This is a genomic window from Pseudomonas sp. MYb118 (assembly GCF_040947875.1).
Lineage (GTDB): Bacteria > Pseudomonadota > Gammaproteobacteria > Pseudomonadales > Pseudomonadaceae > Aquipseudomonas.
Map to the genome: position 1 here is coordinate 553,985 of NZ_JBFRXN010000002.1, position 25,319 is coordinate 579,303.

Genomic DNA, 25,319 nt, shown 5'->3' on the forward strand with positions numbered 1-25,319 from the left:
TCCCACAGTGGCTGTAGGTGTCCTGGGACCCTTTACAAGTCGCCGTAACCCAGCGAACGCAGCGCGCGTTCGTCGTCGGACCAGCCGCCCTTGACCTTGACCCACAGGTTGAGCATGACCTTGGAGTCGAACAGCAGCTCCATGTCCTTGCGCGCCTCGGTGCCGATGCGCTTGATGCGCTCGCCCTTGTCGCCAATGATGATCTTCTTCTGGCCATCACGCTCGACCAGGATCAACGCATGGATGTGCAGGGTCTTGCCCTGTTGCTTGAACTCTTCGATTTCCACGGTGATCTGGTACGGCAGCTCTGCACCCATCTGGCGCATGATCTTCTCGCGCACCAGTTCTGCGGCGAGGAAGCGGCTGCTGCGGTCGGTGATCTGGTCTTCCGGGAAGAAGTGATCGTTTTCCGGCAACTGCTCGGCGATCACTCGCTCCAGCGCGTCGAGGTTGTGCCCGTGCTGCGCCGAGATCGGGATGATCTGCGCGTTCGGCAGTTGTTCCTGCAACCAGGACAGGTGCGGCATCAGCTCGGCCTTGTCCTCGATGCGGTCGGTCTTGTTCAGCGCGACGATCAGCGGGCCGGTCACGTATTGCACGCGCTCGAGGACCATCTGGTCTTCTTCGGTCCACTTGGTACGATCCACCACGAAGATCACCACATCGACGTCTTTCAACGCCGCCGAGGCGGTCTTGTTCATGTAGCGGTTCAGGGCCTTTTCACCGCCCTTGTGCATGCCTGGGGTATCGACGTAGATCGCTTGCACGTCGCCTTCGGTCTTGATGCCCAGCATGTTGTGGCGAGTGGTCTGCGGCTTGCGCGAGGTGATCGCCAGTTTCTGGCCGAGGATGTGGTTGAGCAGCGTGGACTTGCCCACGTTGGGACGGCCGACGATGGCAACATAGCCACAGCGCGTTGCGTTTGTATCAGTCATTGCCATTCTCCACACCCAGGGCAATCAAAGCTGCGGCGGCCGCTACCTGTTCGGCAATACGACGGCTCACACCCTGGCCCCGGCTTTTTTCATTCAGTAAGACAACTTCGCATTCGACGAAAAACGTTCGGCAATGCGGTTCACCCTGGATATCCACCACTTCGTAGCGCGGCAGTTCGCAACCACGCGATTGCAGGAACTCCTGCAGGCGGGTTTTCGGGTCCTTGTTGGTGTCGACCAGGGTCAGGCCTTCGAACTCACCCGCCAACCAGGCCAGTACACGCTCGCGCGCCACTTCGATACCGGCGTCCAGGTAGATTGCGCCGATCAGCGCTTCGAGGGCATCGGCCAGGATCGACTCGCGACGAAAGCCGCCGCTTTTCAACTCGCCGGAACCCAGGCGCAGGTAATCGCCCAGATCGAAACCACGGGCCAGGACCGCCAGGGTCTCGCCTTTGACCAAACGGGCGCGCAAACGCGACAACTGGCCTTCGCGGGCCAGCGGGAAGCGATCGAACAGCGCCTGGCCGGCGACGAAGTTGAGGATGGCGTCACCGAGGAATTCCAGGCGCTCGTTGTTGCGCCCGGCAAAACTGCGGTGAGTGAGGGCCAGGACCATCAGTTCCTGATCCTTGAAGGTGTAGCCGAGCTGACGCTCCAGACGACTTAATGAGGCGCTCACGGTTTACCCACGCTGAGTTCGTGGCTGGATTTTCGCGCCATCACCAGGGTGCGGCGCAGGCTTGGGACAATTAACGCAGTGTTCAAAAATGACGTCCTGAGATGTTCGTGCATCCGGGGCCGTTTGTGGCGGTTCCAGAAATGCATTCGGCGCTGTGTTCAACAGCGCCGCATGTGTTTACTTGATCAGGCCAACCCGCGAAAAGTTCGGCAGGTGGCTGAGTTTGGGTTCCGGCCAGCTCATCCAGACGGCGAAGGCCTTGCCGACGATGTTCTTGTCGGGAACCATGCCCAGCAGGTCCTTGGGAATGGTCGGGTCATCCCAGTACCGGCTGTCGTTGGAGTTGTCGCGGTTGTCGCCCATCATGAAGTAGTGCCCGGCAGGCACGGTCCAGGTATGGTCGGGCGCTGCGCGATAACGGCTCATTTCCTTGCGGATCAGGTGCTCGGCGACGCCGAGTTTTTCCTTGTACAGCTCGGCACTGCCCAGCGTACCCGGCTCGGAGCCGACCAACTGCTCGGCGATCGACTCGCCATTGACGAACAGGCGCTTGTCGGCGGTGTAACGAACCTGATCACCCGGCAGGCCAACCACACGCTTGATGTAGTTGACGTTCGGGTCGCTTGGGTAGCGGAACACCATCACATCGCCGCGCTGCGGATCACCGACTTCGATGACTTTCTTGTCGATCACCGGCAAGCGAATCCCGTAGGAAAACTTGTTCACCAGGATGAAGTCGCCCACGTCCAGGGTCGGTTTCATCGAGCCGGACGGGATCTGGAACGGTTCCACCAGGAACGAACGCAGCACCAGTACGATGAACAGCACCGGGAAGAACGACTTGCCGTACTCGACCAGCAGCGGCTCCTTGTTCAGTTTCTCGACCACCATCCCGTCAGGCTGGCTGACGCTGCCCTGATAGGAGGCGATGGCGGCACGCCGACGCGGCGCCAGGAAAACCAGATCGAGCAACGCCAGAAGGCCGCAGACGAAAACAGCGATGACCAGCAACAGCGGGAAATTTAGCGACATAGGACCTAACTATCCAACCTGAGCACGGCGAGGAAGGCGTCTTGTGGAATTTCCACGTTGCCGACCTGTTTCATGCGTTTCTTACCGGCCTTTTGCTTTTCAAGCAGCTTTTTCTTACGGCTTACGTCACCGCCGTAGCATTTGGCCAATACGTTCTTTCTGAGTGCCTTGACGGTTGTCCGCGCCACGATCTGGCCACCAATGGCCGCCTGGATCGCCACGTCGAACATCTGCCGCGGAATCAGTTCCTTCATCTTCTCGGTCAACTGGCGACCTTTGTAGTGCGCGTTGTCCTTGTGCACGATCAGCGCCAGGGCATCGACCTTGTCGCCGTTGATCAGCACGTCCAGCTTCACCAGATTAGCCGATTGGTAACGATCGAAATGGTAGTCCAGCGAAGCATAGCCGCGGCTGGTGGATTTCAGGCGGTCGAAGAAGTCCAGGACCACTTCGTTCATCGGCAAATCGTAGGTCACTTGCACCTGGTTACCGAGGAACAGCATGTCGTGCTGCACGCCACGCTTCTCGATGCACAGGGTAATGACGTTGCCCAGGTGTTCCTGCGGCACAAGAATGTTGGCCCGCACGATCGGCTCGCGCATGTCGTCGATGGCCGACAGATCCGGCAGTTTCGACGGGTTATCGACGTAGATCGTCTCACCGGTCTTGAGCAGCAGCTCGAAGATTACCGTCGGTGCGGTGGTGATCAGGTCCAGGTCGTACTCGCGCTCCAGGCGCTCCTGGATGATTTCCATGTGCAGCATGCCGAGGAAGCCGCAACGGAAGCCGAAGCCCAGTGCGTCGGAGCTTTCCGGCGTGTATTGCAGCGACGAGTCGTTCAGGGTGAGCTTTTGCAGCGCATCGCGGAAGTCTTCGAAGTCGTCGGAGCTGACCGGGAACAGGCCGGCGTAGACCTGCGGCTGAATGCGCTTGAAGCCTGGCAGCACGTCGACATCGGGGGTGGAGCTCAAGGTCAGGGTATCGCCCACTGGCGCACCGTGAATGTCCTTGATACCGGCGATGATGAAGCCCACTTCACCGGCTTTCAGATCGGTGGTGGCGGTGTGTTTCGGGTTGAATACACCGACGCTGTCCACCAGGTGAACCTTGCCGGTGGACTTGACGAGGATCTTGTCACCCTTCTTCACGCGGCCATGGCGCACGCGCACCAGGGACACGACGCCCAGGTAGTTGTCGAACCAGGAGTCGATGATCAACGCTTGCAGCGGATCTTCGACGTTGCCGGTCGGCGCCGGAATGGTGGTCACCAGGCGTTCGAGCACCTCGTTGACGCCCAGGCCGGTCTTGGCGCTGCAGGTGACCGCATCGGTGGCATCAATGCCGATGATTTTCTCGATTTCTTCCTTGACCCGCTCAGGCTCGGCCTGTGGCAGGTCGATCTTGTTCAGCACGGGCATGACTTCCAGGCCCTGCTCGATCGCCGTGTAGCAGTTGGCAACCGATTGTGCTTCCACGCCCTGGCCGGCATCGACCACCAGCAGCGCACCTTCACAGGCCGCCAGCGAGCGGCTGACTTCATAGGTGAAGTCAACGTGGCCGGGGGTGTCAATGAAGTTCAGCTGGTAGGTGATACCGTCCTGAGCCTTGTAGTACAGGGTAACGCTGTGCGCTTTGATGGTGATCCCGCGCTCACGTTCGAGATCCATGGAGTCCAGTACCTGGGCTTCCATTTCACGCTCGGCCAGGCCGCCGCAAATCTGGATGAAGCGATCGGCCAGCGTCGACTTGCCATGGTCAATGTGGGCGATGATGGAGAAATTGCGGATATGACTCAAATCACTCACGGGTCAACACTCAAAAAGGCTGCAGGCATAGCCCGCCGAAAAATAGCCGGGAATTGTACCTGATCCTCGGCGCCAGCGTCACGTTCGCAGGTCAGACGGCACCTACAAAAACGCCCCGATCTGGCGACAGGGGCGTTTTGCTCGGTTCCGCAGGCCGTAAACGGCCGGTCTCAACCGGCTCGGCGCAGCAACCAGAAGCCGGCCAGGGCGCAGACACCCGCCGGCACCAGCACGGCAAACAGCGGCGAGAAGCCGAACACCAGGCTCGAAGGCCCCAGCAGATCCTGGACAATCCGGAAGGTAAAGCCCACCAGTACGCCGGTAAACACCCGCTGACCGAGGGTCACCGAGCGCAACGGGCCGAAGATGAAGGAAATGGCCATCAATACCAGCGCGGCGGTGACCAGCGGCTGCAACACTTTGACCCAAAATGCCAGCCAGTAGCGGCCATTGCTCAGGCCCTGGTCCGCGAGGTAATGGATATAACCCCACAAACCGGTGATCGACAGCGACTCGGGTGCCATCACCACGGTACTCAGCAACTGCGGGCTCAGGGCGACGTTCCAGCGCTCGACCGGGGTGTTCACCACTTCCGTGCTGCGCTCATGGAACAGCGTGGTGGTGACGTCACTGAGTTGCCAGTGGTCCGTGTCGAATTCGGCACGCTTGGAAAAGCTCGCCGACAGCATATGGCGCTCTTTGTCGAAGTGGTAACGGGTCACGCCGTACAGAACACCGTTGGGTTGCACGGAGTTGACGTGAATGAACTCGTCACCCTGACGGTGCCACAGACCGTGCTTGGCGCTTTGCGCGTCGCCGCTGCCCTGGGCCAGCGAGCGGTTGGCCTGGGCCGTGCTTTCCGTGGCCGGGGCCACGTACTCGCCAATCAGCAGCCCGACCAGCATCAGAATCAGCATCGGCTTCATGACCGCCCAGACGATCCGGCCGATCGACACGCCGGCAGCGCGCATGATGGTCAGTTCGCTGTTGCTGGCCAGGCTGCCGAGGCCGATCAGGCAACCGATCAGCGCCGCCATTGGCAGCATGTCGTACAAACGACGCGGAGCGGTCAGCAGGACATAGCTGAGGATATCGAGCAGCGTGTAGGTGTCGCTGGCATCGCCCATTTCATCAATGAAGGCAAACAATGTAGCGAGGCCGAGAATGATCCCCAGCACGGCGAGGATCGCCATGAACACGCTGCTGCCGATGTAGCGGTCGAGCTTAACCACGGGCCACCTCCAGCGCGCTGCGACGGCTTGCCATCTTCAAGCGCAGGGGTTCCCAGTACAGCAGGCCCAGACCAATGACCAGGAATATCCCGTGAACCCACCACAACCCCAGCGCAGGCGGGATCTTGCCCTTTTCAAGGGCGCCGCGAGCGGCAATCAGGATGGTCAGGTAAGCCATATAAAGAAGAATCGCCGGCAGCAGTTTGAGGAAACGGCCCTGACGCGGGTTCACCCGCGACAGCGGCACCGCCATCAGGGTCACGATGAACACCAGCAACGGCAGGGACAGGCGCCATTGCAGCTCGGTGCGCGAACGGATGTCGTCGCTGCCGAACAGGGACGCGGTGGTCATGGCATCACGGTCGGTGACTTCGTCACTCACTTCCGGCTTGGGCAGCAATACGCCGTATTCCTCGTATTTGATCGCCCGGTAGTCGGCCTGGCCGGGGTTACCGTCGTAGCGGTAGCCGTTGTCGAGAATCAGGTAGCGATTGCCGTCAGGACGGACTTCCTGGCGCCCTTTTTCGGCCACCAGCACGGAAATCCCGCGATCCTTGTTATCGGCACCGAGGTTCTTCTGCGAAATGAACACGCCCGCCAGGTTGACGCGATCATCCGACAACTGCTCGGTGTAGGTCACACGGGTGCCATCGCGCAGCGCCTGGAAACGGCCGGGCTCCAGCGTATCGAACTCGGTCAGGGCATCCTGCTTGTTCAACAGCAACTGAAACTGATTGGCCCCTTGCGGCGCCAGGCTCAGGCTCAGCCAGGCGACCACCAGTGCCACGATCGCGGCCGGGAACAGGGTCATGCGAAGCAGGCGCTGCTGGCTCATGCCCGTGGCCGACAGCACGGTCATTTCGCTTTCAAGGTAAAGGCGGCCGTAGGACAGCAGGATCCCGAGGAACAGCCCCAGGGGCAGGATCAGTTGCAAAAAGCCCGGCAGGCGAAAGCCCATGATCAGGAACAGCGAGCTCGGGTCCAACTGGCCCGCCGCGGCTTGCGCCAGGTATTTGATGAAGCGTCCGCTCATGATGATGACCAGCAGCACCGCACTGACGGCACTCAAGGTCAACAGGACTTCGCGGGATAGATAACGGAAGACGATCAAACCAGACACTCCAGGGTTGTCAGGCTAAGGCGGCCAAACAAGCAAACGTATCGACAGCCCGCAGGACAGAGCCGCCGAAAAAATTTCGCGCATTATCCTGTGATTGAGCGCGCCTGTCACTGCGCAATGCATCCGCAACCGCCCCTGTAGGAGCGAGCTTGCTCGCGATGGTCACAAAGACGCCTCTGGATACCTGATGCCCCGCGTTATCCTTGACGTCCATCGCGAGCAAGCTCGCTCCTACAGGGGTTGTCACACGCCGGTAGCGAGGTTCAAACTGCGGGCTTTGCCGCCGCTTGCCGCTTGCATCTGGCAACTCGCAGCTCACTCACTCAGGGAACCGGACATGGAACTGGTTGTAAAAAGCGTCAACCCCGAAACGTTGAAAACCGCCACCCTGGTGGTCGCCGTCGGCGAAGGCCGCAAGCTCGGTGCCGCCGCCACTCAAATCGACGGATTGAGCGGTGGCGCGATCAGCGCCGTGCTCAAGCGTGGCGACCTGGCTGGCAAGGTCGGCCAGAGCCTGTTGCTGCACAGCCTGCCCAACCTCAAGGCCGAGCGCGTGCTGCTAGTGGGTGTGGGCAAGGACACCGAGCTGGGCGACCGCCCGTTCCGCAAAATCGTTGCCGGCATCCTCAACACCCTCAAGGGCCTGGGCGGCAGCGACGCGGTGCTGGCCCTGGACGAAGTCGTGGTCAAGGGTCGTGACAGCTATGGCAAGACCCGCCTGCTGGCGGAAACCCTGGTCGACGGCGAGTACACCTTCGATCAGTTCAAGAGCCAGAAAGCCGAACCTCGCGCCCTGAAGAAAATCACCCTGGTGACCATCAAGGCCGCCCAGGCTGAAGTCGAGCGCGCCGTGGCCCACGCCAGCGCGATTGCCAACGGCATGGCGTTCACCCGCAACCTGGGCAACCTGCCACCGAACATCTGCCACCCGACGTTCCTCGGCGAACAGGCCAAGAACCTGGGCAAGGAATTCAAGAGCCTGAAAGTCGAAGTCCTCGATGAGAAGAAAATCAAGGAACTGGGCATGGGTTCGTTCTACGCCGTCGGCCAGGGCAGCGCCCAGCCGCCGCGCCTGATCGTCATGCAATACAACGGCGGCAAGAAATCCGAGAAGCCGTACGCACTGGTCGGCAAGGGCATCACCTTCGACACCGGCGGCATCAGCCTCAAGCCGGGCGCCGGCATGGATGAAATGAAGTACGACATGGGCGGCGCCGCCAGTGTCTTCGGTACCCTGCGCGCCGTGCTCGAACTGAAACTGCCGATCAACCTGGTGTGCATCCTGGCCTGCGCCGAGAACATGCCAAGCGGCACCGCTTCGCGTCCGGGCGATATCGTCACCACCATGAGCGGCCAGACCGTGGAAATCCTCAACACCGACGCCGAAGGCCGTCTGGTACTGTGCGATGCCCTGACCTACTCCGAGCGTTTCAAGCCGCAAGCGGTGATCGACATCGCCACCCTTACCGGCGCCTGCGTCGTCGCACTGGGCGCGCATACCTCGGGCCTCCTGGGCAACAACGACGAACTGATCGAGCAACTGCTGAGCGCCGGCAAGGCCGCTGACGACCGCGCCTGGCAACTGCCGCTGTTCGATGAGTATCAGGAGCAACTGGACAGCCCGTTCGCCGACATCGCCAACATCGGCGGCCCGAAAGCCGGCACCATCACCGCAGCCTGCTTCCTGTCGCGCTTCACCAAGAACCTGAACTGGGCGCACCTGGACATCGCCGGCACCGCCTGGACCAGCGGCGGCAAGGACAAGGGCGCCACTGGCCGTCCGGTACCCCTGCTGACTCAATACCTGCTGGACCGCGCCAAAGCCTGAAACCGATGACCCGGGGTGGCGCCGCCTGCGAGCGGCGCCGCCCCTGGCTCAGGAACCGCAATGACCAAAGTCGACTTTTATATCCTGCCCAGCGCCGACCCTTCGGCACGCCTGGATTTCGCCTGCAAGCTCACCGAGAAAGCCTGGCGCATGGGGCACCGCATCTACCTGCATTGCAGCGATGCCGCCCAGCGCGATGAGCTCGATGCGCGCCTGTGGTCCTTCAAGGGCGAAAGCTTCGTGCCCCACGGCCCCGCCGACAGCGAGCCGGACGGCTTGATCGTGCTGGGGGTTGGCAATGACTGCGGGCAACACCAGGACCTGCTGGTCAACCTGGACCTGAAAGTCCCGACCTTTGCCCGACAATTCGCCCGCGTGGCGGAAGTGGTGGTGGAAGACCCGACGATCCGCGCCGCCGCGCGCGAGAGTTTCCGTTTCTACCGCGAACAGGGCTATCCTCTGCAAGATCACCGTTTACAGCGACTCTGAGCATGGCGATGGACACTCCAAAACCGCTGCAAAAGCCGACGCACCTGCTGGACGACCTGGAGTCGATCCGCGAGCTGCTGGGCGACGACAACCTGCAACCACCGCTGTTGACCGATACGGTCGAGGCCGGTGAACAGGAACAGATTCCGATGCTGTTCGACACGGTCAGCGCCAGCCAGCCGACCCTCGAACCCGCCCCACCCGCCGCCACGACAGACAAGGGCCCCGACGCCCTGCTGCACCTGGACAGCGAACTGCGCGCCGCCGCGCAATTGATCATGCAGGACGTGATCGACGATTTTGCCCCGCACATCGAAACCGAAATCAAGCGCCGCCTCGATGCGCGAATGCAGCGGTTGTTGAGCCAGTACCAAGACTGACCGACCGCCGCCCACCCTGTGGGAGCGAGCCTGCTCGCGATGGTTTATCAGGGAACACTCGTTATCTGACACACCATCGCGAGCAGGCTCGCTCCCACAGAGGGCGGGATTTTTGTCGCCTCTGAGCCCCCACCCCGTCCGCCCCCGCTCGCCCATTGCCCCGCGCCCCGCTATACTCGTCGGCTTTTCCTGAATTGATGCCAATAGGGTCCCGCCGCGCATGGATAAGACCTACCAGCCGCACGCCATTGAAACTTCCTGGTACAACACCTGGGAGTCCGAGAATTACTTCGCCCCGCAAGGCGCGGGCGAGTCCTACACCATCATGATCCCGCCGCCGAACGTCACCGGCAGCCTGCACATGGGTCACGGCTTCAACAACGCGATCATGGACGCCCTGATCCGTTTCCGTCGCATGCAGGGCCGCAACACCCTGTGGCAGCCGGGCACCGACCACGCCGGTATCGCCACGCAAATGCTGGTGGAGCGTCAACTCGAAGCCCAGGGCCAGAATCGCCATGATCTGGGTCGCGAAAAATTCCTCGAGAAAGTCTGGGAATGGAAGGATCAATCCGGTGGCAACATCAGCCGCCAGATCCGCCGCCTCGGCTCGTCCGTGGACTGGAGCCGCGAGCGCTTCACCATGGACGACGGCCTCTCGGAAGCGGTCAAGGAAGCGTTCGTACGCCTGCACGAAGACGGCCTGATCTACCGCGGCAAGCGTCTGGTCAACTGGGACACCAAGCTGCACACGGCGATTTCCGACCTCGAAGTGGAAAACCACGACGAGAAAGGCTTCCTGTGGAACCTCAAGTACCCGCTGGCCGATGGTGCCAAGACCGCTGAGGGCAAGGATTACCTGATCGTCGCCACAACGCGTCCGGAAACCATGCTCGGCGACTCCGCCGTCGCGGTGAACCCGAACGACGAACGCTACAAGGCCCTGATCGGCCAGTTCGTCGAGCTGCCGCTGGTTGGCCGTCGCATCCCGATCATCGCCGACGATTACTGCGACCCTGAATTCGGCACCGGCTGCGTGAAAATCACCCCGGCCCACGATTTCAACGACTACGAAGTCGGCAAGCGCCACAACCTGCCGCTGCTGAACATCTTCGACAAGAACGCCAACGTGCTGCCGGCTGCCCAGGCGTTCAACCTGGACGGCACGCTGAACGAGAGCATCGACGGCAAGATCCCGGCCGAATACGCCGGCCTCGACCGTTTCGAGGCGCGCAAGCAGATCGTTGCCGCATTCGACGCCGCGGGCCTGTTAGTCAGCGTCGACGATCACAACCTGAAAGTGCCGAAGGGCGACCGTTCGGGCACCGTCATCGAGCCGTGGCTGACCGACCAGTGGTACGTGTCGACCAAGCCTTTGGCTGAACCTGCGATTGCCGCCGTGGAAGACGGCCGCATCCAGTTCGTGCCCAAGCAGTACGAAAACATGTACTTCTCGTGGATGCGCGACATCCAGGACTGGTGCATCAGCCGTCAGCTGTGGTGGGGCCACCGCATTCCGGCCTGGTACGACGAGTCGGGCAAGGTCTACGTCGGTCGCGACGAAGCCGAAGTGCGCGCCAAGCACAACCTCGGTGCCGACGTTGCGCTGCAACAGGACAACGACGTTCTCGACACCTGGTTCAGTTCGGGCCTGTGGACGTTCTCCACCCTGGGCTGGCCGGAAAAAACCGAGTTCCTGAAGAAATTCCACTCCACCGACGTGCTGGTGACGGGCTTCGACATCATTTTCTTCTGGGTTGCCCGGATGATCATGCTGACCATGCACCTGATCAAGAACGAGGACGGCACCCCGCAGGTTCCGTTCAAGACCGTTTACGTGCACGGTCTGGTGCGTGATGGCCAGGGCCAGAAGATGTCCAAGTCCAAGGGCAACGTGCTTGACCCGCTGGACATCATCGACGGCATCGAACTGGAAACCCTGGTGCAGAAGCGCACCTCGGGCCTGATGCAGCCAAAACTGGCGAAGAAGATCGAGAAAGCCACCCGCGACGAGTTCGCCGACGGCATCGCCAGCTACGGCACCGACGCCCTGCGCTTCACTTTCTGCTCGCTGGCGTCCACCGGTCGCGACATCAAGTTCGACATGGGCCGCGTGGAAGGCTACCGCAACTTCTGCAACAAGATCTGGAACGCCGCACGCTACGTGCTGGACAAGGGCGAAGACTGCGGCCAGAACGGCGAAGCCTACGAGCTGTCGCTGGCTGATCGCTGGATCATCTCGCAGTTGCAGCGCACCGAAGCCGAAGTGACCCGTCAGCTCGACCAGTTCCGCTTCGACCTGGCGGCACAAGCCCTGTACGAGTTCATCTGGAACCAGTATTGCGACTGGTACCTGGAACTGTCCAAGCCGGTGCTGTGGGACGAAAACGCTCCGGTCGAACGCCAGCGCGGCACCCGTCGCACGCTGGTTCGCGTACTGGAAGTGGCCCTGCGCCTGGCGCACCCGTTCATGCCGTTCATCACCGAGGAAATCTGGCAGCGCATCGCGCCGCTGGCCGGCATCGAAGGCAAGACGATCATGCTGCAGGCGTGGCCAGTGGCCAATGAAGAGCGCATCGACGCGGCCGCCGAAGACGACATCGAATGGCTCAAGGGCCTGATGCTCGGCACCCGTAACATCCGTGGCGAAATGAACATCGGCCCGGGCAAACCGCTGCCGCTGTTCCTCAAGAACGTCAGCGCCCAGGACCAGCGTCGTCTCACCGAGAACGAAGCGCTGCTGAAGAAGCTGGCGCGCCTGGAATCCATCACCGTACTGGCCGCTGGCGAAGAAGCACCGCTGTCGGCCACCGCGCTGGTGGGCGAAATGGAAGTGCTGGTGCCGATGGCCGGGCTGATCGACAAGGGCGCCGAACTGGCGCGCCTGGACAAGGAAATCCAGCGTTTGCAGGGTGAAGTCCAGCGCGTGGGCGGCAAGCTGTCCAACGCCGGTTTCGTCGACAAGGCCCCGGCCGAAGTCATCGAGAAGGAACGCGCCAAGCTGGCCGAGGCCGAACAGGCCCTGGGCAAGCTGGCCGAGCAACACGCGCGGATTGCCAGCCTGTAACGGCACGCTGCGACGAAAAAGGGAGGCCGGCGACGGCCTCCCTTTTTTGTGCCTGGCCTTCCCTGCAAATCACTGAAAAACCATTGTGGGAGCGAGCCTGCTCGCGATGGTGTGTCATTCGACACCTATGTGCCTGATACACCATCGCGAGCAGGCTCGCTCCCACAGTAGAGGATTTTGGTTGGTTCAGAGATTGGGTTCACATCACCCGGATATGGGACAATGCCCCCCCACTTTCAGCCATGCCCGAATCGACCACTGCCATGACCGCCCCTCGTACACCCAAACCTGCGCGCAAGAAGCCTGCCCCGGCGAACCCGGCCAAAACCGTGGAGCCTCGGGAAAAGGCCAGCCTGCACCCGCGCAATCGCCATCAGGGTCGCTACGACTTTCCGGCATTGATCAAAAGCACGCCGGAGCTGGCCAAGTTCGTGATCATCAATCCGTACGGCAAGGAAAGCATCGACTTCGCCAGCCCCGACGCGGTGCGGGTGTTCAACCGGGCGCTGCTCAAGGCGTTCTACGGCATCACTCACTGGGACATTCCCGCCGACTACCTGTGCCCGCCGGTGCCGGGGCGCGCCGACTACGTACACTTTCTTGCCGATCTGCTGGCCAACGGCAATGACGGCGTGATTCCCCGTGGCGCCGCCGTGAAGGTGCTGGACGTGGGCACCGGCGCCAATTGCGTGTACCCGTTGATCGGCCACAGCGACTACCGCTGGCAGTTCCTCGGCTCGGACATCGACGCCATCGCCATCGCTTCCGCCAAAACCATAGTCGCCGCCAACGGCCTGAACAAAGCCATCCAGATTCGCCAGCAGGCTGATCGCAAGCACATCCTGCTGGGCCTGCTGGAACAGGACGAACGGTTCGACCTGACCCTGTGCAACCCGCCGTTCCACGCCTCCCTGGAAGAAGCCACGCGCGGCAGCAGCCGTAAATGGCGGGCACTGGGCAAGGCCGACCCGAAACGCAAACTGCCGGTGCTGAATTTCGGTGGCCAGGCCGCCGAGCTTTGGTGCGAGGGTGGCGAGGCACGCTTTGTCACGCAGTTGATCGGCGAGAGCGCGCAGGTGGGCCAACAGGTGTTGTGGTTCAGCACCCTGGTATCGAAGGCCTCGAACCTGCCGGCGATCCAGGCGGCCCTGAAAAAGGCCGGCGCGCTGGAGAGCCAGGTGGTGGAGATGTCCCAGGGGCAGAAGCAGAGCCGCTTTGTGGCGTGGACGTTCCAGACCCCTGCGCAGCAGCAGGCCTGGCGGCAGCGGTGGGCGGCCAGAGCTTAATGCTGAACCTGTAGGAGCGAGCTTGCTCGCGATGGCGGCGTATCAGTAACCACATTAAGCGCCTGACCCACCGCATCGCGAGCAAGCTCGCTCCTACAGGGGGAAACGTAAATCGCAGGCACAAAAAAGCCGTGCCCGGATCGCTCCGGAGCACGGCTTTTTACTGCATCTTACTTGTTGATCGAGTCGGTCAGGCCTTTGGCCACAACCAGCTTGATCACTTTCTTGGCAGGGATTTCGATGGCAGCGCCAGTCGAAGGGTTACGGCCAGTACGGGCAGGACGCTCGGTCACTTTCAGTTTGCCGATACCTGGCAGAGTGATTTCGCCGCCGTTTTCCAGCTGATCAGCAACGATTTGGCCCAGTTGCTCCAGAGCGTTACGCGCGGTGGTTTTTGGCGCGTCGATAGCTTCAGCGATGTCGGCGATCAGTTGGTCTTTAGTAAGAGCCATGTAGTGTTCCTTCCCTATCAAATTCATATGGATTGCAGAGTGCAGTGTCAGCCATCGAGCCCGATCTTCTGGATCTGGCACCCTCGACCAATAACCGCGACGAGTCGGGTTATAGATGCCGAAATCAGGGTTTGGTTCGACCTGACATTTGCTGACTGCACGCTTAACGCAGTGACTTCGCGTAAGACCGGGCAAAACTAGCACAGAGACAAGGAAATATCCGCTTCTCCCTACCCATTTGGTCAGCTTTATTGCTCTAAATCGGGAAAAAACTGCATAAGGGCTGTCGCAAGCCCGGGAATTGCCCTTCGCACCGCGCCAAAACCAGTGGTTGCGGTACACTGGGCACTTTTTGGGGAGCACGCCCTCCTCACTCCAATCAGCCGAGAAGCCCATGCCGATCCGTCATTGCATCGTCCACCTGATCGACAAGAAACCTGACGGTACGCCCGCAGTTCTCCACGCCCGCGACTCCGAACTCGCCGAGTCCGCCGCCATCGAGAACATGCTCGCCGACCTCAACGAGAGCTACAACGCCAAACAAGGCAAGGCCTGGGGTTTCTTCCATGCCGAGTCGGGGGCGCATCCGTTCAGTGGCTGGCTGAAGGAATACTTCGACGGCGGCCAGGACTTCACCGCGTTCAGCCGCGTTGCAGTAGAGCACCTGCAGAAGCTGATGGAGGAATCGAACCTGTCCACCGGCGGCCACGTGCTGTTTGCCCATTATCAACAGGGCATGACCGATTACCTGGCCATCGCGCTGCTGCACCACAGCGAAGGCGTTGCCGTGACCGACGAGCTGGACGTGACGCCATCGCGCCACCTGGACCTCGGCCAATTGCATCTGGCGGCGCGGATCAACGTTTCCGAGTGGCAGAACAACAAGCAGTCCAAGCAGTACATTTCCTTTATCAAGGGCAAGAACGGCAAAAAGGTCTCGGAGTATTTCCGTGATTTCATCGGCTGCCAGGAAGGCGTCGATGGCCCCGGCGAAACCCGCACGCTGCTCAAGGCGTTCAGTGACTTCGTCGAAAGCGAAGACCTGCCGGAAGACTCCGCACGCGAGAAAACCAAGGCCCTGGTGGAATACGCCAGCAGCCAGGCGAAGATGGGCGAGCCCGTGGCCCTCGAAGAACTGTCCGGGCTGATCGACGAAGACCGCCCGAAAGCGTTCTACGATCACATCCGCAACAAGGACTACGGCCTGTCGCCGGAGATCCCGGCGGACAAACGCACCCTCAACCAGTTCCGCCGCTTCACCGGCCGTGCCGAGGGCTTGTCGATCAGCTTCGAGGCGCACTTGCTGGGCTCGAAGATCGAGTACGACGAAGAAGCCGGCACGCTGATCATCAAGGGCCTGCCAACCTCGCTCACCGATCAGCTCAAGCGTCGTAACTGATGCTGGGCAGCGTGCTGAAGAAATTCCTGCTGATCCTGCTGGTGGTCGTGGTCTATCAGAACTGGGGCAAGATCGAGCGGGTGTTCAACCCTTCAGAGGTGGTATCGGAGCAGATCCAGGCCAGCGCCAATGTCGTGCTCTACAGCACCGAGTGGTGTGGCTACTGCAAACTGAGCCGGCGCTTTCTCGACCAGAAGGGCATTCCCTACAAGGAATTCGACATCGAGAAGGACGCCCAGGCGCGCAAGGCCTATGAGGCGCTGGGGGGCGGCGGCATTCCGTTCATCGAGGTGAACGGCACGCTGATTCGCGGGTATGACCCGGATGCGATCATGGCGGCGTTGAAATAACGCTGTTGGATGCTGGCTAGTACCTGTGGGAGCGGGCTTGCTCGCGAAGGCGGTGTGTCAGGCAATATCAATGTCGCCTGACACACCGCTTTCGCGAGCAAGCCCGCTCCCACAATTGTTTATCAGCGTTTTTCGATACGGAAGCCAAACCGCGGAAAGTGCACATGCACCACCCCGGCGCGTTCGTCCTCGCGGCGCAGGATCAGCTCTTCGCGCCCGGCAAACAGCAGCTCCCCGGCCACCGGGTCAACGCCGTAGTCAGTCGCGGCGATGATCACCTGCTGCCCCGCTGCAAACCCGTTCGGTTCCTCGAATGACTCATCCGGCAACTCGGCCGGCGCGGTATTGCGCGCCACGTCCAGCGCTTGCTCGGAGGTCATTTCGCTGGGCGCGCCGTGGCCGAAGCCCAGTACTCGCGCATGCCATGCGGCCACCGCCGGGTAGGTATCGACCAACGGCGCCGTCACGGGCGTAGCCTTGAGGAACCACAGGCAATGGGCCAATGAGAAGTCGGCGATGGAGGGCTCGCCGAACAGGAAATCACCCGGCTCGCGTTGCAGCTGTTGTTCCAGGCACGCCATGATCGTCGGCCACTGGTGCCGGGCCTGCTCCGCCGACAGCTTGCTGGCGCTGCCGCCACTGAACAGCCCGGCGCGATCAGCGAGAAAGCCCTTGATGGCTTCCGGCGATAAACCGCTGAAGCGCACGGCAATCGACTCTGGCTGGAACACCAGGCTCACCGCATGCTGGAACACCACCGAATCGGCCCACGCCGCGAAGGTGGCGGCGATCATTTCCTGACCTTCGGGGAAAAACGCCGGCAGGGCCTTTTCCTGTTCCAGGCGGCGGGCGATCAACGCGGTGTCGCAATAGATGTCCGCACCGATCTGTAGCACCGGTGTCTTGCGGTAGCCGCCGGTCAGGGCGGTCAGGTCAGGCTTGGGCATCACCGGCGAGATCTTGACCGAACGCCAGGACAAGCCCTTGAAGCCCAGCAACAGGCGGGCCTTTTCGGCGAAAGGGGACGTCGGGTAATGATGAAGAATCAACACGGACATGCTCGGCTCCGCCGCTGCAATGGGAACCCGCAGCTTAACCCAGCGCTTTGCCGATTGGCCTGATGGGAACCCATCAGTCAGAGTGATAAGCCGCTGGCGTAGGTAGCCACCAGGCACTCCTTGGCGCTTTTGCGCAGTTTTTTGATCAACCGTTCCTGACGCAACGCTTCGCTTTTGTCGCGACAGGCTTCGGTGTAGACCAGCGCCATGGCCGGGCTGGACAGAAAGAAGCGCGCGCCTTTGCCACTCTGGTGCTTGGCGAACCGGCGCACGGGATCATCGCTGATCCCGCAGTAGAGCGAGCCATTGGCCGCCCGTACCAGGTAGACAAACCAGGGTTTGCTGACGGGGATCGGCTCGGCGACAACGTCGCAGGATTCGCTTGAGGTGTTCACGTGGCGATACAGGCTTGCAGGAAACAAGCCGCGATCTTATCAGCGACCGGCCTGAAATGCCTTCAACCCCTTCAGCGCCTGGGCGCGAACGGCATTGCGCACCAGCGGCGTCCAGCCCAGCAACAGGCCCTTGAACCCCAGGGCCTGACGCGACCACGCCCACAGGTCGAAGTGGTCGTGGTGCTCGCAGATCTTGCCATCGCGAAACACGAAACGCGCCTGGATGTCGTTGACCACGGTGTTGCCGGTCTGGCTGAACAGATACGTCGCCACCCAATGTGCACCACCGCCGCGCTCATCGCTGCGCACGCTGTCGAAGGTCAGGGAAAAATCCTTGGCCCGGGTGGTGAGCATCCGCCACATGTCGCCAGCATCACGCCCACGCAGCTCGCCAAACGCCGGGTCACTGAACACCACGTCGTCGGTGTAGCAGGCGCTCATCGCTTCGGCATCCAGACGCTGGAACGCCTGGTAGAACCGGGTGATCAGGGCGTTGTGGTCATCACTCATGGGCGGCCTCCTTGGAAAATGGTCAATTGGCCAGCACGATAATCTGCGGGGCCGCGAATAACCATGGCTATTCACTATAAAAATAGTGCCACCGAATACCCGCGAGTGTGGCCCCGCCGATTACAGATAGACGATATCCAGCGTGGCGCTGCCGTCCAATGACGTCTCGGTGGTGAGCACTCTGGGCTTGTTCAGGGTCGTCTGAACCGTCACATCGGCCAGGAATTCCTTCACGGCAACGGGTGCGTGATCCGGACTGCCGGGTGTGTTGACAGACCTCAACCAGCGAGGCTGCCAGATCTGGCCGGAAGACACCGGGAACCAGGTGCTGCCATCAACCGACTCCACAATCGGATGCAGCACACCATCCGCCATCGCCAGCTCCATGAACAAACGGTAAAACCCGAGTTTGTGGTTGTTTTCACCCAGGCCCAGGCCGAAGGAATCCGGACTGTTGTTCGACGCGCTATCTTCGCGATTATCAGTGCCCTGGATCGCAAAAAAAGTTGCCGCGTCACAATTGACGCCTAACTGCAGGGTCATCGCTGGCAATGGTTTGCTGGTGATGTCCTTGATGGAGATTTTCCCGTGATCGATCACACCGCCATTGGATAGCACGGGGGTGCAGGCACTCGGGGTGATCGTGCCCGTGACACTCAGGTCGACACTGGAGGCTGCATTCACATTCGAGGCTGCCAATATATACAAACTGGCTGCGATACAACTTAGACGATTTTTCATACTTCTCAATCCTGGTCGGAGGTTTTATTCAGTTGCGGTGACAGCGCAAAATATAAACCTGCAACAAACATCAAAAAATACAACTAATACGAAACTCCAGGACTGTAATAAAACTTGCGCAGAATTTAATGCACCATCCCGGAGTCTCGGGCGTAGGCAAACAAGTCGACATCCGTGGAAATACCGAGCCGTTGCATCGCCATGTTTTTTTGTTTACTGATGGTCGATACGCTGCGCTTGAAGTGGTCGGCAATCTCACTGACGGTCATGCCGCTGGCGAGCATTCTCACCACTTCGTGCTCTTTGGCCGATAACGAAGGCGGACCCGAGCGGGTTTCGGCGTTTGCCTGGAGCAGTACGGCGCGCAAGGATTCGCTGATGAACCGCCGCCCTTCGTGCACCGCCTTGATGGCCATGGGCAGCTCCTTCGCCGAAGCATCCTTGGCGATGATCGCCATCACCCCTTGAGCGAGCGCAGCCCGCAAGGCCATGACGTTGGTGAACATCGTCACCAGGATGATCGACGTTCCAGGGTGGTGACGCCGCACCATACTGAGCATCTTCAAGCCGTCAGCCTGTACGTTGCCCGGCATGCAGTAGTCGGTGATCAACAGCTCGCAGGTCGTGGTGGAAAGCAGGCTCAGCAGGCTGTCGGGCCCTTCTGCTTCCCCCACGATCACACAGGTGCCGCTCAGATCGGTGAGCATTCGCATGCCGATTCGAACGACAGGATGGTCGTCAGCAATGATTACGCGCATTGTCAGATTTATCCTGTTGGGTGACTGGAATGCGCGAAAAGTAGCGCCATCTTGTTGCCATCACAACGGCCAATCCGGCGCCAAAAAAAGCCTGACCCAATGTATTCAGGGCATCGCTCTTTATCCTATAAAACAATAAGAACTGCCCTACGTTACACAAGCGCGATGGACTACTTACAGAACCTACAGAACTTCCCTTCAAGCAATACAAACTGTAGTCCATCACAAACTTTCCCACATCGACTCAACCATTTTCGTATTAGTTGCATTTCACCCCGTTGTCCCGGTCGATAAATTGCGCCGAGCCCCACCGTGGGCAATCGCCAATCATTCGAGGAAAAGGCCATTCATGAACCATCGTTATTCCGGGCTGCTTGCCCCATTGCAAAACGAGTCTGTGTAACGCCGCCTGCAACCGGCCGCGTCGATTCCGGCATGACCCACTCCATCAAAGGACGACCCATCATGGACAGATACTCTTTTGCACTTTCGGCCAGCCTGCTGCTGGCTTTTACACCACCCGCGCTGGCCGCCAGCAGCACGGACCTGAGCATCACGGGCACCATCACGCCCAGCTCCTGCACGCCGTCGCTGTCGGATGGCGGCATCGTCGATCACGGCAAACTGACCTCGAAAAACCTCGACGCTCAATTGCCGACGCGTCTGCCGCCCGGCGAGCTGACCCTTCAGGTCGATTGTGAGGGCCCGACGTTGTTCACCCTGACCACCCTGGACAACCGCGCCGGCACCTCGGCCGTGATTGCCGCCTACCACGGCCTGGGCACCGTCAACGATGACCAGAACCTGGGCAGCGTGGGCTTCGGGATATTCGAACCCCAGGCCGACGACACCCCGGTGATCACCATCATGTCGCGCAACAACGGCGTCAGCTGGGGGCCTTCTTCCTATCTGGGCCACGCCGCGCTGACCGCATTCGCCAACCCGAGCGATCCGCGCACGCCCATTGCCGTGCAGCGCCTGAATGCGCGCCTGCGGGCCTCGACCATCATCGTCCCGGCCAAGGACCTGACCGTGCTCGACGAAGTGCCGATCGACGGGCACGTCACGATGCAAATCACCTACCGCTAAATCCGAACCTTTCACTCGTTTCGACTCAGGAGCCTCATCATGAACAAGACCCTCAACACCCTGCTCGGCGCCATGTTGCTCGTCGGCAGTGCCAGCGCCTTCGCCGCCTCCAGCGTCGACCTGACCGTCACCGGGATCATCACCCCCAGTGCCTGCGAACCGACCCTGTCCCAAGGCGGATTGGTGGATTACGGCAAGCTGTCGGCCAAGGACCTGAATGCTGACCGACCTACTGCGCTCGATACAAAAACCCTGCAGTTCATCCTCACTTGCGACGCCGCGACGCTCGCCGCCATTGAAGCCAAGGACAATCGTGACGGCACTGATTTCAACAACGACTCTATGGAGTACGGCCTGGGGCTGATCAATGGCGACGAAAAGCTTGGCGCCATGACGCTCAGATTGCTCTCACCCGTTGCCGACGACATCGGCGTCCGAACCGTTGCTTCCGAGGATGGTGGCGCCACTTGGTATGCAGAACGTTATCTCATGCGCAGCAATATTATGTCGGTCGCCGATGCCAGCGCGGTGACGCCTGTTCCTTTCCAGAGATGGACTTCCGATCTCCAGATTGCCCCGCGCATCGCTCCGACCAACCAACTGACTCTGACCAACGAAGTAGCCATCGACGGTTCCGTAACCATGACCGTGCGTTACCTGTAATTCAACGATGGACCGAGAGCGGCACGGACGTCCCTGCCGCCCTCACCTGCACCGAGCTGACAAGGATTTCAGACCGTTATGAAACATGCGACTTCACACCTGCTCGCCGTTCTTTGCCTGCTGAGCATCAGGCAAGAGGCGATGGCCGCTTCCGATGTCGAACTGAACGTGGTGGGCAGCATCACCCCCAACGCCTGCGACGTTCTGCTGTCGGATGACGGCATCGTCGACCACGGCATGGTGCCGGCGCGCAGCCTCAATCAGTACGAGTTGAGCCCCTTGCCCAGCCGGCAACTGGAACTGCACGTGAGCTGTAACGAAGCCCTGCTGTTCGTGCTCGTGGGCCGGGACAACCGCGCCGACTCCTCACTGGGGCCAGGGTTTTATTACGGTCTGGGATGGAACGCCCATGCCCCCGACGAACGTCTGGGGGCGGTGGGCCTGGCGTTGCGCAGCGCGGTCGCCGATGGCGGTCCGGCGCTGGTGTTGGCGTCCAGCAACCAGGGCCTCACCTGGTTCCCGGAAACCAATGTCTACCCCGACAACTACATGGGTTTCGCCAGGCCCGGCACGCTGGTGCCGGAACCCCATCGCCTGGTGACCGCCACGCTGCACATCAACACCTCGATCAATGCCGCAAGCTTCCTGACCCTGAACCAGGAAGTGCCGCTGGACGGCGCAATCGTGCTCGACCTGAGATACCTCTAGTCATGTTCGTTCTTTCATACAGGGCTTAACCATGAACCTTTTCAACGGCACTCGATGCCTGAGTCTGTACCTGGGCACCCTGGTCTTGCTTCTCGGCGGCCAGGTGCATGCCGACGGCATGGTGCCAGACACCTCGGTGGTCATCGTCAACGAAGCCGACGGCGAAGCCGCGGTGTCGGTGACCAATACCGACTCGACGCTGGCCTTGCTGCACGTCACCCTCGAAGACATCCCAGAGGACAAGGATCCGCTATTGTTCGTCACCCCGCCGCTGGCCCGGGTCGAGCCGTCCAAGAGCCAGTTGGTGCGTTTCATCCTGCAATCGTCTGCGCCCCTGACCACCCAGCGGCTCAAGCGGGTGATTTTCGAAGGCATGCCCCAGGACCGCCCGCCGGCACAGGCCGGGCATGCGCGGGTCGGTGTGACGGTGCGGCAGAACCTGCCGGTGATCCTCCATCCCAAAGGCCTGGCGCCCAACCGCACGCCCTGGACCGGCCTGGCCTGGAGCCTGAAAAACGACCGGCTCAGCGTGCACAACCCGACGCCCTACGTCGTGCGCCTGGCCCAGGAACTGACGTTGCTGCCCGGTAACGGTTCGGCGTTGTTGCCGCGCACCTATGTGCTGCCGGGGGAAACCCTGAGCGTGGCGACCGATGGTGCCGCCAGCACGCGGGTGCGGTTGCAGCCGGCCACGGTGTACGGCTTTGCCGTGCCGCATTTCGAGGCGCCGATCGGTTCCTGATCCACACATCACGACTGCGCGACGAAGGAACGCCAAGCGCTGAAGTTTCCGGGTGACGAGCCTCAGCCGTCGCCTCTCGCGTGCCTGACCCCGACAAACCGGTCAGGCCGGCATAACCCAAGTGAACCTCATGAACACAGTATCTATTTACCGTGACGGCGAAGCCGTGCCCGACATTCGGCGCCCGCGCACCCGCCGCAAAGGCTGGCGGACCCTGGCGGTCTTGCTGCTGGTCAACGCGCTGACGGTGCTCGACGCCCACGGAGATGAGTTGCTGCTCGCGCAGTTCGACACCAATACGCTGCGCCAGCGCGGCATTGATCCGGCCCTGGCGACCCTGCTGATGCAAGCGCCACGCTTCACCGCCGGCCGGCACTCGGTGACGCTGACCGTCAATGGCCAGCGCCAGGGGCGCGTCGACATCGCGTTCGATCGCCGGGGCGCGCTGTGCTTCGATCGCAGCTTGCTCGACAGGGCTAACCTCGTCGTGCCCGAGCCCACCCTGGGCGATGGCCGCTGCCACGATTTCCAGGGTGCCTGGCCACAAACGGCCATCGAGCAGGACCCGGCCAACCTGGCCCTGGCCCTGATCGTCCCCACCGACGCCATCCGCCCGACCGTGCGGGATGTATCGGGCTATCAGACCGGTGGCTTCGCCGCGCTGATCAACTACGACGTGACCGGTCAGCACAGCCGCTTTGGCGATGATTCGAGCCGCTATACCTCGGCCAATACCGAGCTGGGGTTCAATGCCGGCGACTGGATCGTGCGCAGCCGCCAGGTGCAGACCTGGCAGGACGATGTGTCCCGCACCACGCACATCGCCGCCTACGCCCAACGCACCTTCGCCCAGCACGAGGCGGTATTGCAGGCGGGCCAGATCAACCTCTACAACCCGGTGCTGGCCGGTGCCCAGATCACCGGCGTGCAAGTGCTCAACGAACAGGCCCTGCAAGTTGAAGGACAAGGCGCAGTCATCGAAGGCATCGCCAACAGCCAGGCGCAGGTCGAAGTCCGGCAGAACGGCTCGCTGATCTATTCCACCGTGGTTCCGGCCGGCCCGTTTGCCCTGAACAACGTCCGCCGGCTCAACACCCGTTCCGACGTGGAAGTCACGGTGAAGGAAGCGGACGGCAGCGAGCGCAGCTTCACCATCCCGGCCGCCATGCTCGGTGTCGGTTTGCCTGCGCCGGGGTTCTCCCTGGCCGCCGGCCGCGTGCGCAACATCGGCAACGAAGAGGCCGACGAACCCTGGGTGATCAGTGGCGGCTGGAGTGGCGCGCTGCATCCGCAAGTGCTGATCAGCGGCGGTGTGACCGGTGCTTCCGACTATCGCGCCGCCGGTGGCAGCCTCGGCCTGCTGCCCACCCCTGACACTCAGGTGCAAGCCACCCTGACCGGCGCGCAAGCCACCGGGCATGACGCCAGCCAGGGCCTTCAAGCCGACCTGAACCTATCGCATCGCCTGAGCGACAGTTGGGCGATGAATGCCGGCAGCTCCTATCGGACCCTGGGCTTTCGGGAGCTGGAAGAGGCGGCGTTCGACAGCACCGGCGATGACCGCAAATCGCGCTACCGCGACCAGCAGAGCGCGTCCCTGTCCTGGGCCCACCCGTGGCTCGGCGCCTTCAGCGGTGGTGCCAGCCGATCCAGCTCGTTCGATGGCCACAGCAGCAGCCGCGCCCTCGCGTCGTGGGGCACGACCATCGCCGGGGTGTCGGTCTCCGCGACAGCCGAATGGCAAGTCAGTGGCAGCGATCGCAACGATGACAGCGTCTACCTGAACCTCAGCATCCCGCTGGGCGAAACGCGCCGGGGACGCACCTGGGTGCGCAGCACCGGGGGTGAGTACCGCAGCGGCGTGGGGCTGAGCGAGCAGGTCAACGATCAACTGGCGTACCGCGTCGGGGTCGAGCACGACACCCGCGACAAACAGGTGCAGTCCACCGCCGGGGTATCGCTGCTGCCGCGCTACACCCAACTGGACCTGAACTACACCCGCGCCGATGCCGACCGCTCGAGCTATCAGGCCAGCGCCCGCGGCGGCGCCGTACTGCACGGTGGCGGCCTGACGCTGTCGCCGTATCCGATCAGCGACACCTTTGCCCTGCTCTCCGTCGGCGAGATGGGCGCGATCAAGGTGTCGACCCCCAGCGGGCCGGTCTGGACCGACTGGCAAGGCCAGGCCGTCGTGCCACAGCTTTCGGCCTACGGCAAAAGCCCGGTGGAAGTCGACACCAAGACCCTGCCGCGCAACGCCGACATCAGCAACGGCCTGGCGGTGGTTTCCGCCGGACGCGGGGCGGTCGACAAGGTCGAGTTCGGCGTCAACCTGACGCGCCGCGCCCTGCTCAAGGCCACCACCGCCAACGGCGCCCCGCTGCCCCGCGGCGCCTCGGTGAACAACCAGGATGGCGAGTTCGTCACGCTGGTCCAGGAAGGCGGGCTGGTGTTCCTGCCCAACGTCCTCGACACCCGCGCACTGTTTATCCAGGCACCGGGGCTTGAGCGATGCGAGCTGCAATTCGAGCTGCCGCAGGACCCCGACACCGACGCGTACTACGAAACCGCCCCTGCCAAGTGCCGCGCTCTTTGAGG

General features: G+C 61.6%; 24 protein-coding genes. 12 read left to right on the forward strand and 12 right to left on the reverse strand.

What is annotated here, in order from left to right; genetic code table 11:
- Positions 1 to 32: 32 nt before the first annotated feature.
- The 6 genes from era to lptF form a co-directional block, all read right to left on the reverse strand.
- The gene (era, locus tag ABVN20_RS08290; protein ID WP_368555169.1) at positions 33 to 935 is read right to left on the reverse strand and encodes a GTPase Era; all 903 of its coding nucleotides are present in this window, start codon (positions 933 to 935) and stop codon (positions 33 to 35) included.
- A complete protein-coding gene (gene rnc, locus ABVN20_RS08295; RefSeq protein ID WP_368555171.1) occupies positions 928 to 1,617 on the reverse strand; it encodes a ribonuclease III in 690 nt (229 codons plus the stop codon). The genes era and rnc overlap by 8 nt, the downstream gene beginning before the upstream one ends.
- 177 nt (positions 1,618 to 1,794) lie before the next feature.
- Complete coding sequence (lepB, locus tag ABVN20_RS08300) at positions 1,795 to 2,649, reverse strand: signal peptidase I (RefSeq protein ID WP_368555172.1); 855 nt, start codon at positions 2,647 to 2,649, stop codon at positions 1,795 to 1,797.
- Positions 2,650 to 2,654: 5 nt separating this feature from the next.
- Positions 2,655 to 4,454 (reverse strand): translation elongation factor 4, encoded by a 1,800-nt coding sequence (gene lepA / locus ABVN20_RS08305; RefSeq protein ID WP_368555174.1) that lies wholly within the window; start codon positions 4,452 to 4,454, stop codon positions 2,655 to 2,657.
- Between the two features lie 170 nt (positions 4,455 to 4,624).
- Positions 4,625 to 5,686: an LPS export ABC transporter permease LptG gene (gene lptG / locus ABVN20_RS08310; protein ID WP_368555176.1), complete on the reverse strand. Its 1,062-nt coding sequence runs from the start codon at positions 5,684 to 5,686 to the stop codon at positions 4,625 to 4,627.
- On the reverse strand, positions 5,679 to 6,797 hold the full coding sequence (gene lptF, locus ABVN20_RS08315; RefSeq protein ID WP_368555177.1) for an LPS export ABC transporter permease LptF: 1,119 nt from the start codon (positions 6,795 to 6,797) through the stop codon (positions 5,679 to 5,681). The genes lptG and lptF overlap by 8 nt, the downstream gene beginning before the upstream one ends.
- A gap of 346 nt (positions 6,798 to 7,143) precedes the next feature.
- On the opposite strand from lptF, the gene ABVN20_RS08320 reads away from it, so the two are divergent.
- From ABVN20_RS08320 to rlmF, 5 genes are all read left to right on the forward strand, one after another.
- On the forward strand, positions 7,144 to 8,634 hold the full coding sequence (locus tag ABVN20_RS08320; protein WP_368555179.1) for a leucyl aminopeptidase: 1,491 nt from the start codon (positions 7,144 to 7,146) through the stop codon (positions 8,632 to 8,634).
- 60 nt (positions 8,635 to 8,694) lie between these two features.
- A complete protein-coding gene (locus ABVN20_RS08325; protein ID WP_368555181.1) occupies positions 8,695 to 9,123 on the forward strand; it encodes a DNA polymerase III subunit chi in 429 nt (142 codons plus the stop codon).
- 8 nt (positions 9,124 to 9,131) lie between these two features.
- Positions 9,132 to 9,503 carry a DNA polymerase III subunit chi gene (locus ABVN20_RS08330; protein ID WP_368555183.1) on the forward strand — a complete coding sequence of 124 codons (372 nt, stop codon included), beginning with the start codon at positions 9,132 to 9,134 and terminating at the stop codon, positions 9,501 to 9,503.
- 220 nt (positions 9,504 to 9,723) lie between these two features.
- Positions 9,724 to 12,570: a valine--tRNA ligase gene (locus tag ABVN20_RS08335; RefSeq protein WP_368555185.1), complete on the forward strand. Its 2,847-nt coding sequence runs from the start codon at positions 9,724 to 9,726 to the stop codon at positions 12,568 to 12,570.
- A gap of 263 nt (positions 12,571 to 12,833) precedes the next feature.
- Entirely contained in the window at positions 12,834 to 13,856 is a 1,023-nt protein-coding gene (gene rlmF / locus ABVN20_RS08340; protein ID WP_368555186.1) for a 23S rRNA (adenine(1618)-N(6))-methyltransferase RlmF, read from the forward strand.
- 170 nt (positions 13,857 to 14,026) lie between these two features.
- Here rlmF and ABVN20_RS08345 read toward each other — a convergent pair whose 3' ends face one another.
- On the reverse strand, positions 14,027 to 14,308 hold the full coding sequence (locus ABVN20_RS08345) for an HU family DNA-binding protein (protein WP_368555187.1): 282 nt from the start codon (positions 14,306 to 14,308) through the stop codon (positions 14,027 to 14,029).
- Positions 14,309 to 14,702: 394 nt separating this feature from the next.
- Here ABVN20_RS08345 and yejK point away from each other — a divergent pair, with 394 nt between their 5' ends.
- Together yejK and ABVN20_RS08355 are read left to right on the forward strand one after the other, a co-directional pair.
- Positions 14,703 to 15,707, forward strand: coding sequence for a nucleoid-associated protein YejK (yejK, locus tag ABVN20_RS08350; protein WP_368555188.1), 1,005 nt, complete (start codon positions 14,703 to 14,705; stop codon positions 15,705 to 15,707).
- On the forward strand, positions 15,707 to 16,057 hold the full coding sequence (locus ABVN20_RS08355) for a glutaredoxin family protein (protein ID WP_368555189.1): 351 nt from the start codon (positions 15,707 to 15,709) through the stop codon (positions 16,055 to 16,057). Before yejK ends, ABVN20_RS08355 begins: the two co-directional genes overlap by 1 nt.
- 122 nt (positions 16,058 to 16,179) lie before the next feature.
- Here the strand turns inward: ABVN20_RS08355 and ABVN20_RS08360 are convergent, their stop codons facing one another.
- From ABVN20_RS08360 to ABVN20_RS08380, 5 genes are all read right to left on the reverse strand, one after another.
- Entirely contained in the window at positions 16,180 to 17,115 is a 936-nt protein-coding gene (locus tag ABVN20_RS08360) for a glutathione S-transferase family protein (RefSeq protein ID WP_368555190.1), read from the reverse strand.
- A gap of 77 nt (positions 17,116 to 17,192) precedes the next feature.
- A complete protein-coding gene (locus ABVN20_RS08365) occupies positions 17,193 to 17,510 on the reverse strand; it encodes a GIY-YIG nuclease family protein (RefSeq protein ID WP_368555191.1) in 318 nt (105 codons plus the stop codon).
- Between the two features lie 39 nt (positions 17,511 to 17,549).
- A complete protein-coding gene (locus tag ABVN20_RS08370) occupies positions 17,550 to 18,020 on the reverse strand; it encodes a nuclear transport factor 2 family protein (protein WP_368555192.1) in 471 nt (156 codons plus the stop codon).
- Between the two features lie 120 nt (positions 18,021 to 18,140).
- Entirely contained in the window at positions 18,141 to 18,761 is a 621-nt protein-coding gene (locus ABVN20_RS08375) for a DUF1120 domain-containing protein (RefSeq protein WP_368555193.1), read from the reverse strand.
- 125 nt (positions 18,762 to 18,886) lie between these two features.
- A complete protein-coding gene (locus ABVN20_RS08380) occupies positions 18,887 to 19,519 on the reverse strand; it encodes a response regulator (protein ID WP_368555194.1) in 633 nt (210 codons plus the stop codon).
- A gap of 465 nt (positions 19,520 to 19,984) precedes the next feature.
- On the opposite strand from ABVN20_RS08380, the gene ABVN20_RS08385 reads away from it, so the two are divergent.
- The 5 genes from ABVN20_RS08385 (at position 19,985) to ABVN20_RS08405 (ending at position 25,317) form a co-directional block, all read left to right on the forward strand.
- Positions 19,985 to 20,608: a DUF1120 domain-containing protein gene (locus ABVN20_RS08385; protein ID WP_368555195.1), complete on the forward strand. Its 624-nt coding sequence runs from the start codon at positions 19,985 to 19,987 to the stop codon at positions 20,606 to 20,608.
- Between the two features lie 39 nt (positions 20,609 to 20,647).
- Complete coding sequence (locus ABVN20_RS08390; protein WP_368555196.1) at positions 20,648 to 21,271, forward strand: DUF1120 domain-containing protein; 624 nt, start codon at positions 20,648 to 20,650, stop codon at positions 21,269 to 21,271.
- Positions 21,272 to 21,412: 141 nt separating this feature from the next.
- Positions 21,413 to 21,979, forward strand: coding sequence for a DUF1120 domain-containing protein (locus ABVN20_RS08395; RefSeq protein WP_368555197.1), 567 nt, complete (start codon positions 21,413 to 21,415; stop codon positions 21,977 to 21,979).
- A 31-nt stretch (positions 21,980 to 22,010) separates the two neighbouring features.
- Entirely contained in the window at positions 22,011 to 22,721 is a 711-nt protein-coding gene (locus tag ABVN20_RS08400) for a fimbria/pilus chaperone family protein (RefSeq protein ID WP_368555198.1), read from the forward strand.
- Between the two features lie 130 nt (positions 22,722 to 22,851).
- Positions 22,852 to 25,317 (forward strand): fimbria/pilus outer membrane usher protein, encoded by a 2,466-nt coding sequence (locus ABVN20_RS08405; protein ID WP_368555199.1) that lies wholly within the window; start codon positions 22,852 to 22,854, stop codon positions 25,315 to 25,317.
- Positions 25,318 to 25,319 lie beyond the last annotated feature (2 nt).

What these genes read in the sequence shown, in the direction of transcription:
- era (WP_368555169.1), bottom strand. Translation starts at nt 935, where the DNA reads ATGACTGATACAAACGCAACGCGCTGTGGCTATGTTGCCATCGTCGGC.
- ABVN20_RS08405 (WP_368555199.1), top strand. Translation starts at nt 22,852, where the DNA reads ATGAACACAGTATCTATTTACCGTGACGGCGAAGCCGTGCCCGACATT.
- ABVN20_RS08325 (WP_368555181.1), top strand. Translation starts at nt 8,695, where the DNA reads ATGACCAAAGTCGACTTTTATATCCTGCCCAGCGCCGACCCTTCGGCA.
- ABVN20_RS08395 (WP_368555197.1), top strand. Translation starts at nt 21,413, where the DNA reads ATGGCCGCTTCCGATGTCGAACTGAACGTGGTGGGCAGCATCACCCCC.
- ABVN20_RS08335 (WP_368555185.1), top strand. Translation starts at nt 9,724, where the DNA reads ATGGATAAGACCTACCAGCCGCACGCCATTGAAACTTCCTGGTACAAC.
- ABVN20_RS08390 (WP_368555196.1), top strand. Translation starts at nt 20,648, where the DNA reads ATGAACAAGACCCTCAACACCCTGCTCGGCGCCATGTTGCTCGTCGGC.
- lepB (WP_368555172.1), bottom strand. Translation starts at nt 2,649, where the DNA reads ATGTCGCTAAATTTCCCGCTGTTGCTGGTCATCGCTGTTTTCGTCTGC.
- ABVN20_RS08355 (WP_368555189.1), top strand. Translation starts at nt 15,707, where the DNA reads ATGCTGGGCAGCGTGCTGAAGAAATTCCTGCTGATCCTGCTGGTGGTC.
- ABVN20_RS08370 (WP_368555192.1), bottom strand. Translation starts at nt 18,020, where the DNA reads ATGAGTGATGACCACAACGCCCTGATCACCCGGTTCTACCAGGCGTTC.
- ABVN20_RS08375 (WP_368555193.1), bottom strand. Translation starts at nt 18,761, where the DNA reads ATGAAAAATCGTCTAAGTTGTATCGCAGCCAGTTTGTATATATTGGCA.
- ABVN20_RS08400 (WP_368555198.1), top strand. Translation starts at nt 22,011, where the DNA reads ATGAACCTTTTCAACGGCACTCGATGCCTGAGTCTGTACCTGGGCACC.
- yejK (WP_368555188.1), top strand. Translation starts at nt 14,703, where the DNA reads ATGCCGATCCGTCATTGCATCGTCCACCTGATCGACAAGAAACCTGAC.
- rlmF (WP_368555186.1), top strand. Translation starts at nt 12,834, where the DNA reads ATGACCGCCCCTCGTACACCCAAACCTGCGCGCAAGAAGCCTGCCCCG.
- ABVN20_RS08330 (WP_368555183.1), top strand. Translation starts at nt 9,132, where the DNA reads ATGGACACTCCAAAACCGCTGCAAAAGCCGACGCACCTGCTGGACGAC.
- ABVN20_RS08320 (WP_368555179.1), top strand. Translation starts at nt 7,144, where the DNA reads ATGGAACTGGTTGTAAAAAGCGTCAACCCCGAAACGTTGAAAACCGCC.
- ABVN20_RS08380 (WP_368555194.1), bottom strand. Translation starts at nt 19,519, where the DNA reads ATGCGCGTAATCATTGCTGACGACCATCCTGTCGTTCGAATCGGCATG.
- ABVN20_RS08345 (WP_368555187.1), bottom strand. Translation starts at nt 14,308, where the DNA reads ATGGCTCTTACTAAAGACCAACTGATCGCCGACATCGCTGAAGCTATC.
- ABVN20_RS08385 (WP_368555195.1), top strand. Translation starts at nt 19,985, where the DNA reads ATGGACAGATACTCTTTTGCACTTTCGGCCAGCCTGCTGCTGGCTTTT.
- ABVN20_RS08360 (WP_368555190.1), bottom strand. Translation starts at nt 17,115, where the DNA reads ATGTCCGTGTTGATTCTTCATCATTACCCGACGTCCCCTTTCGCCGAA.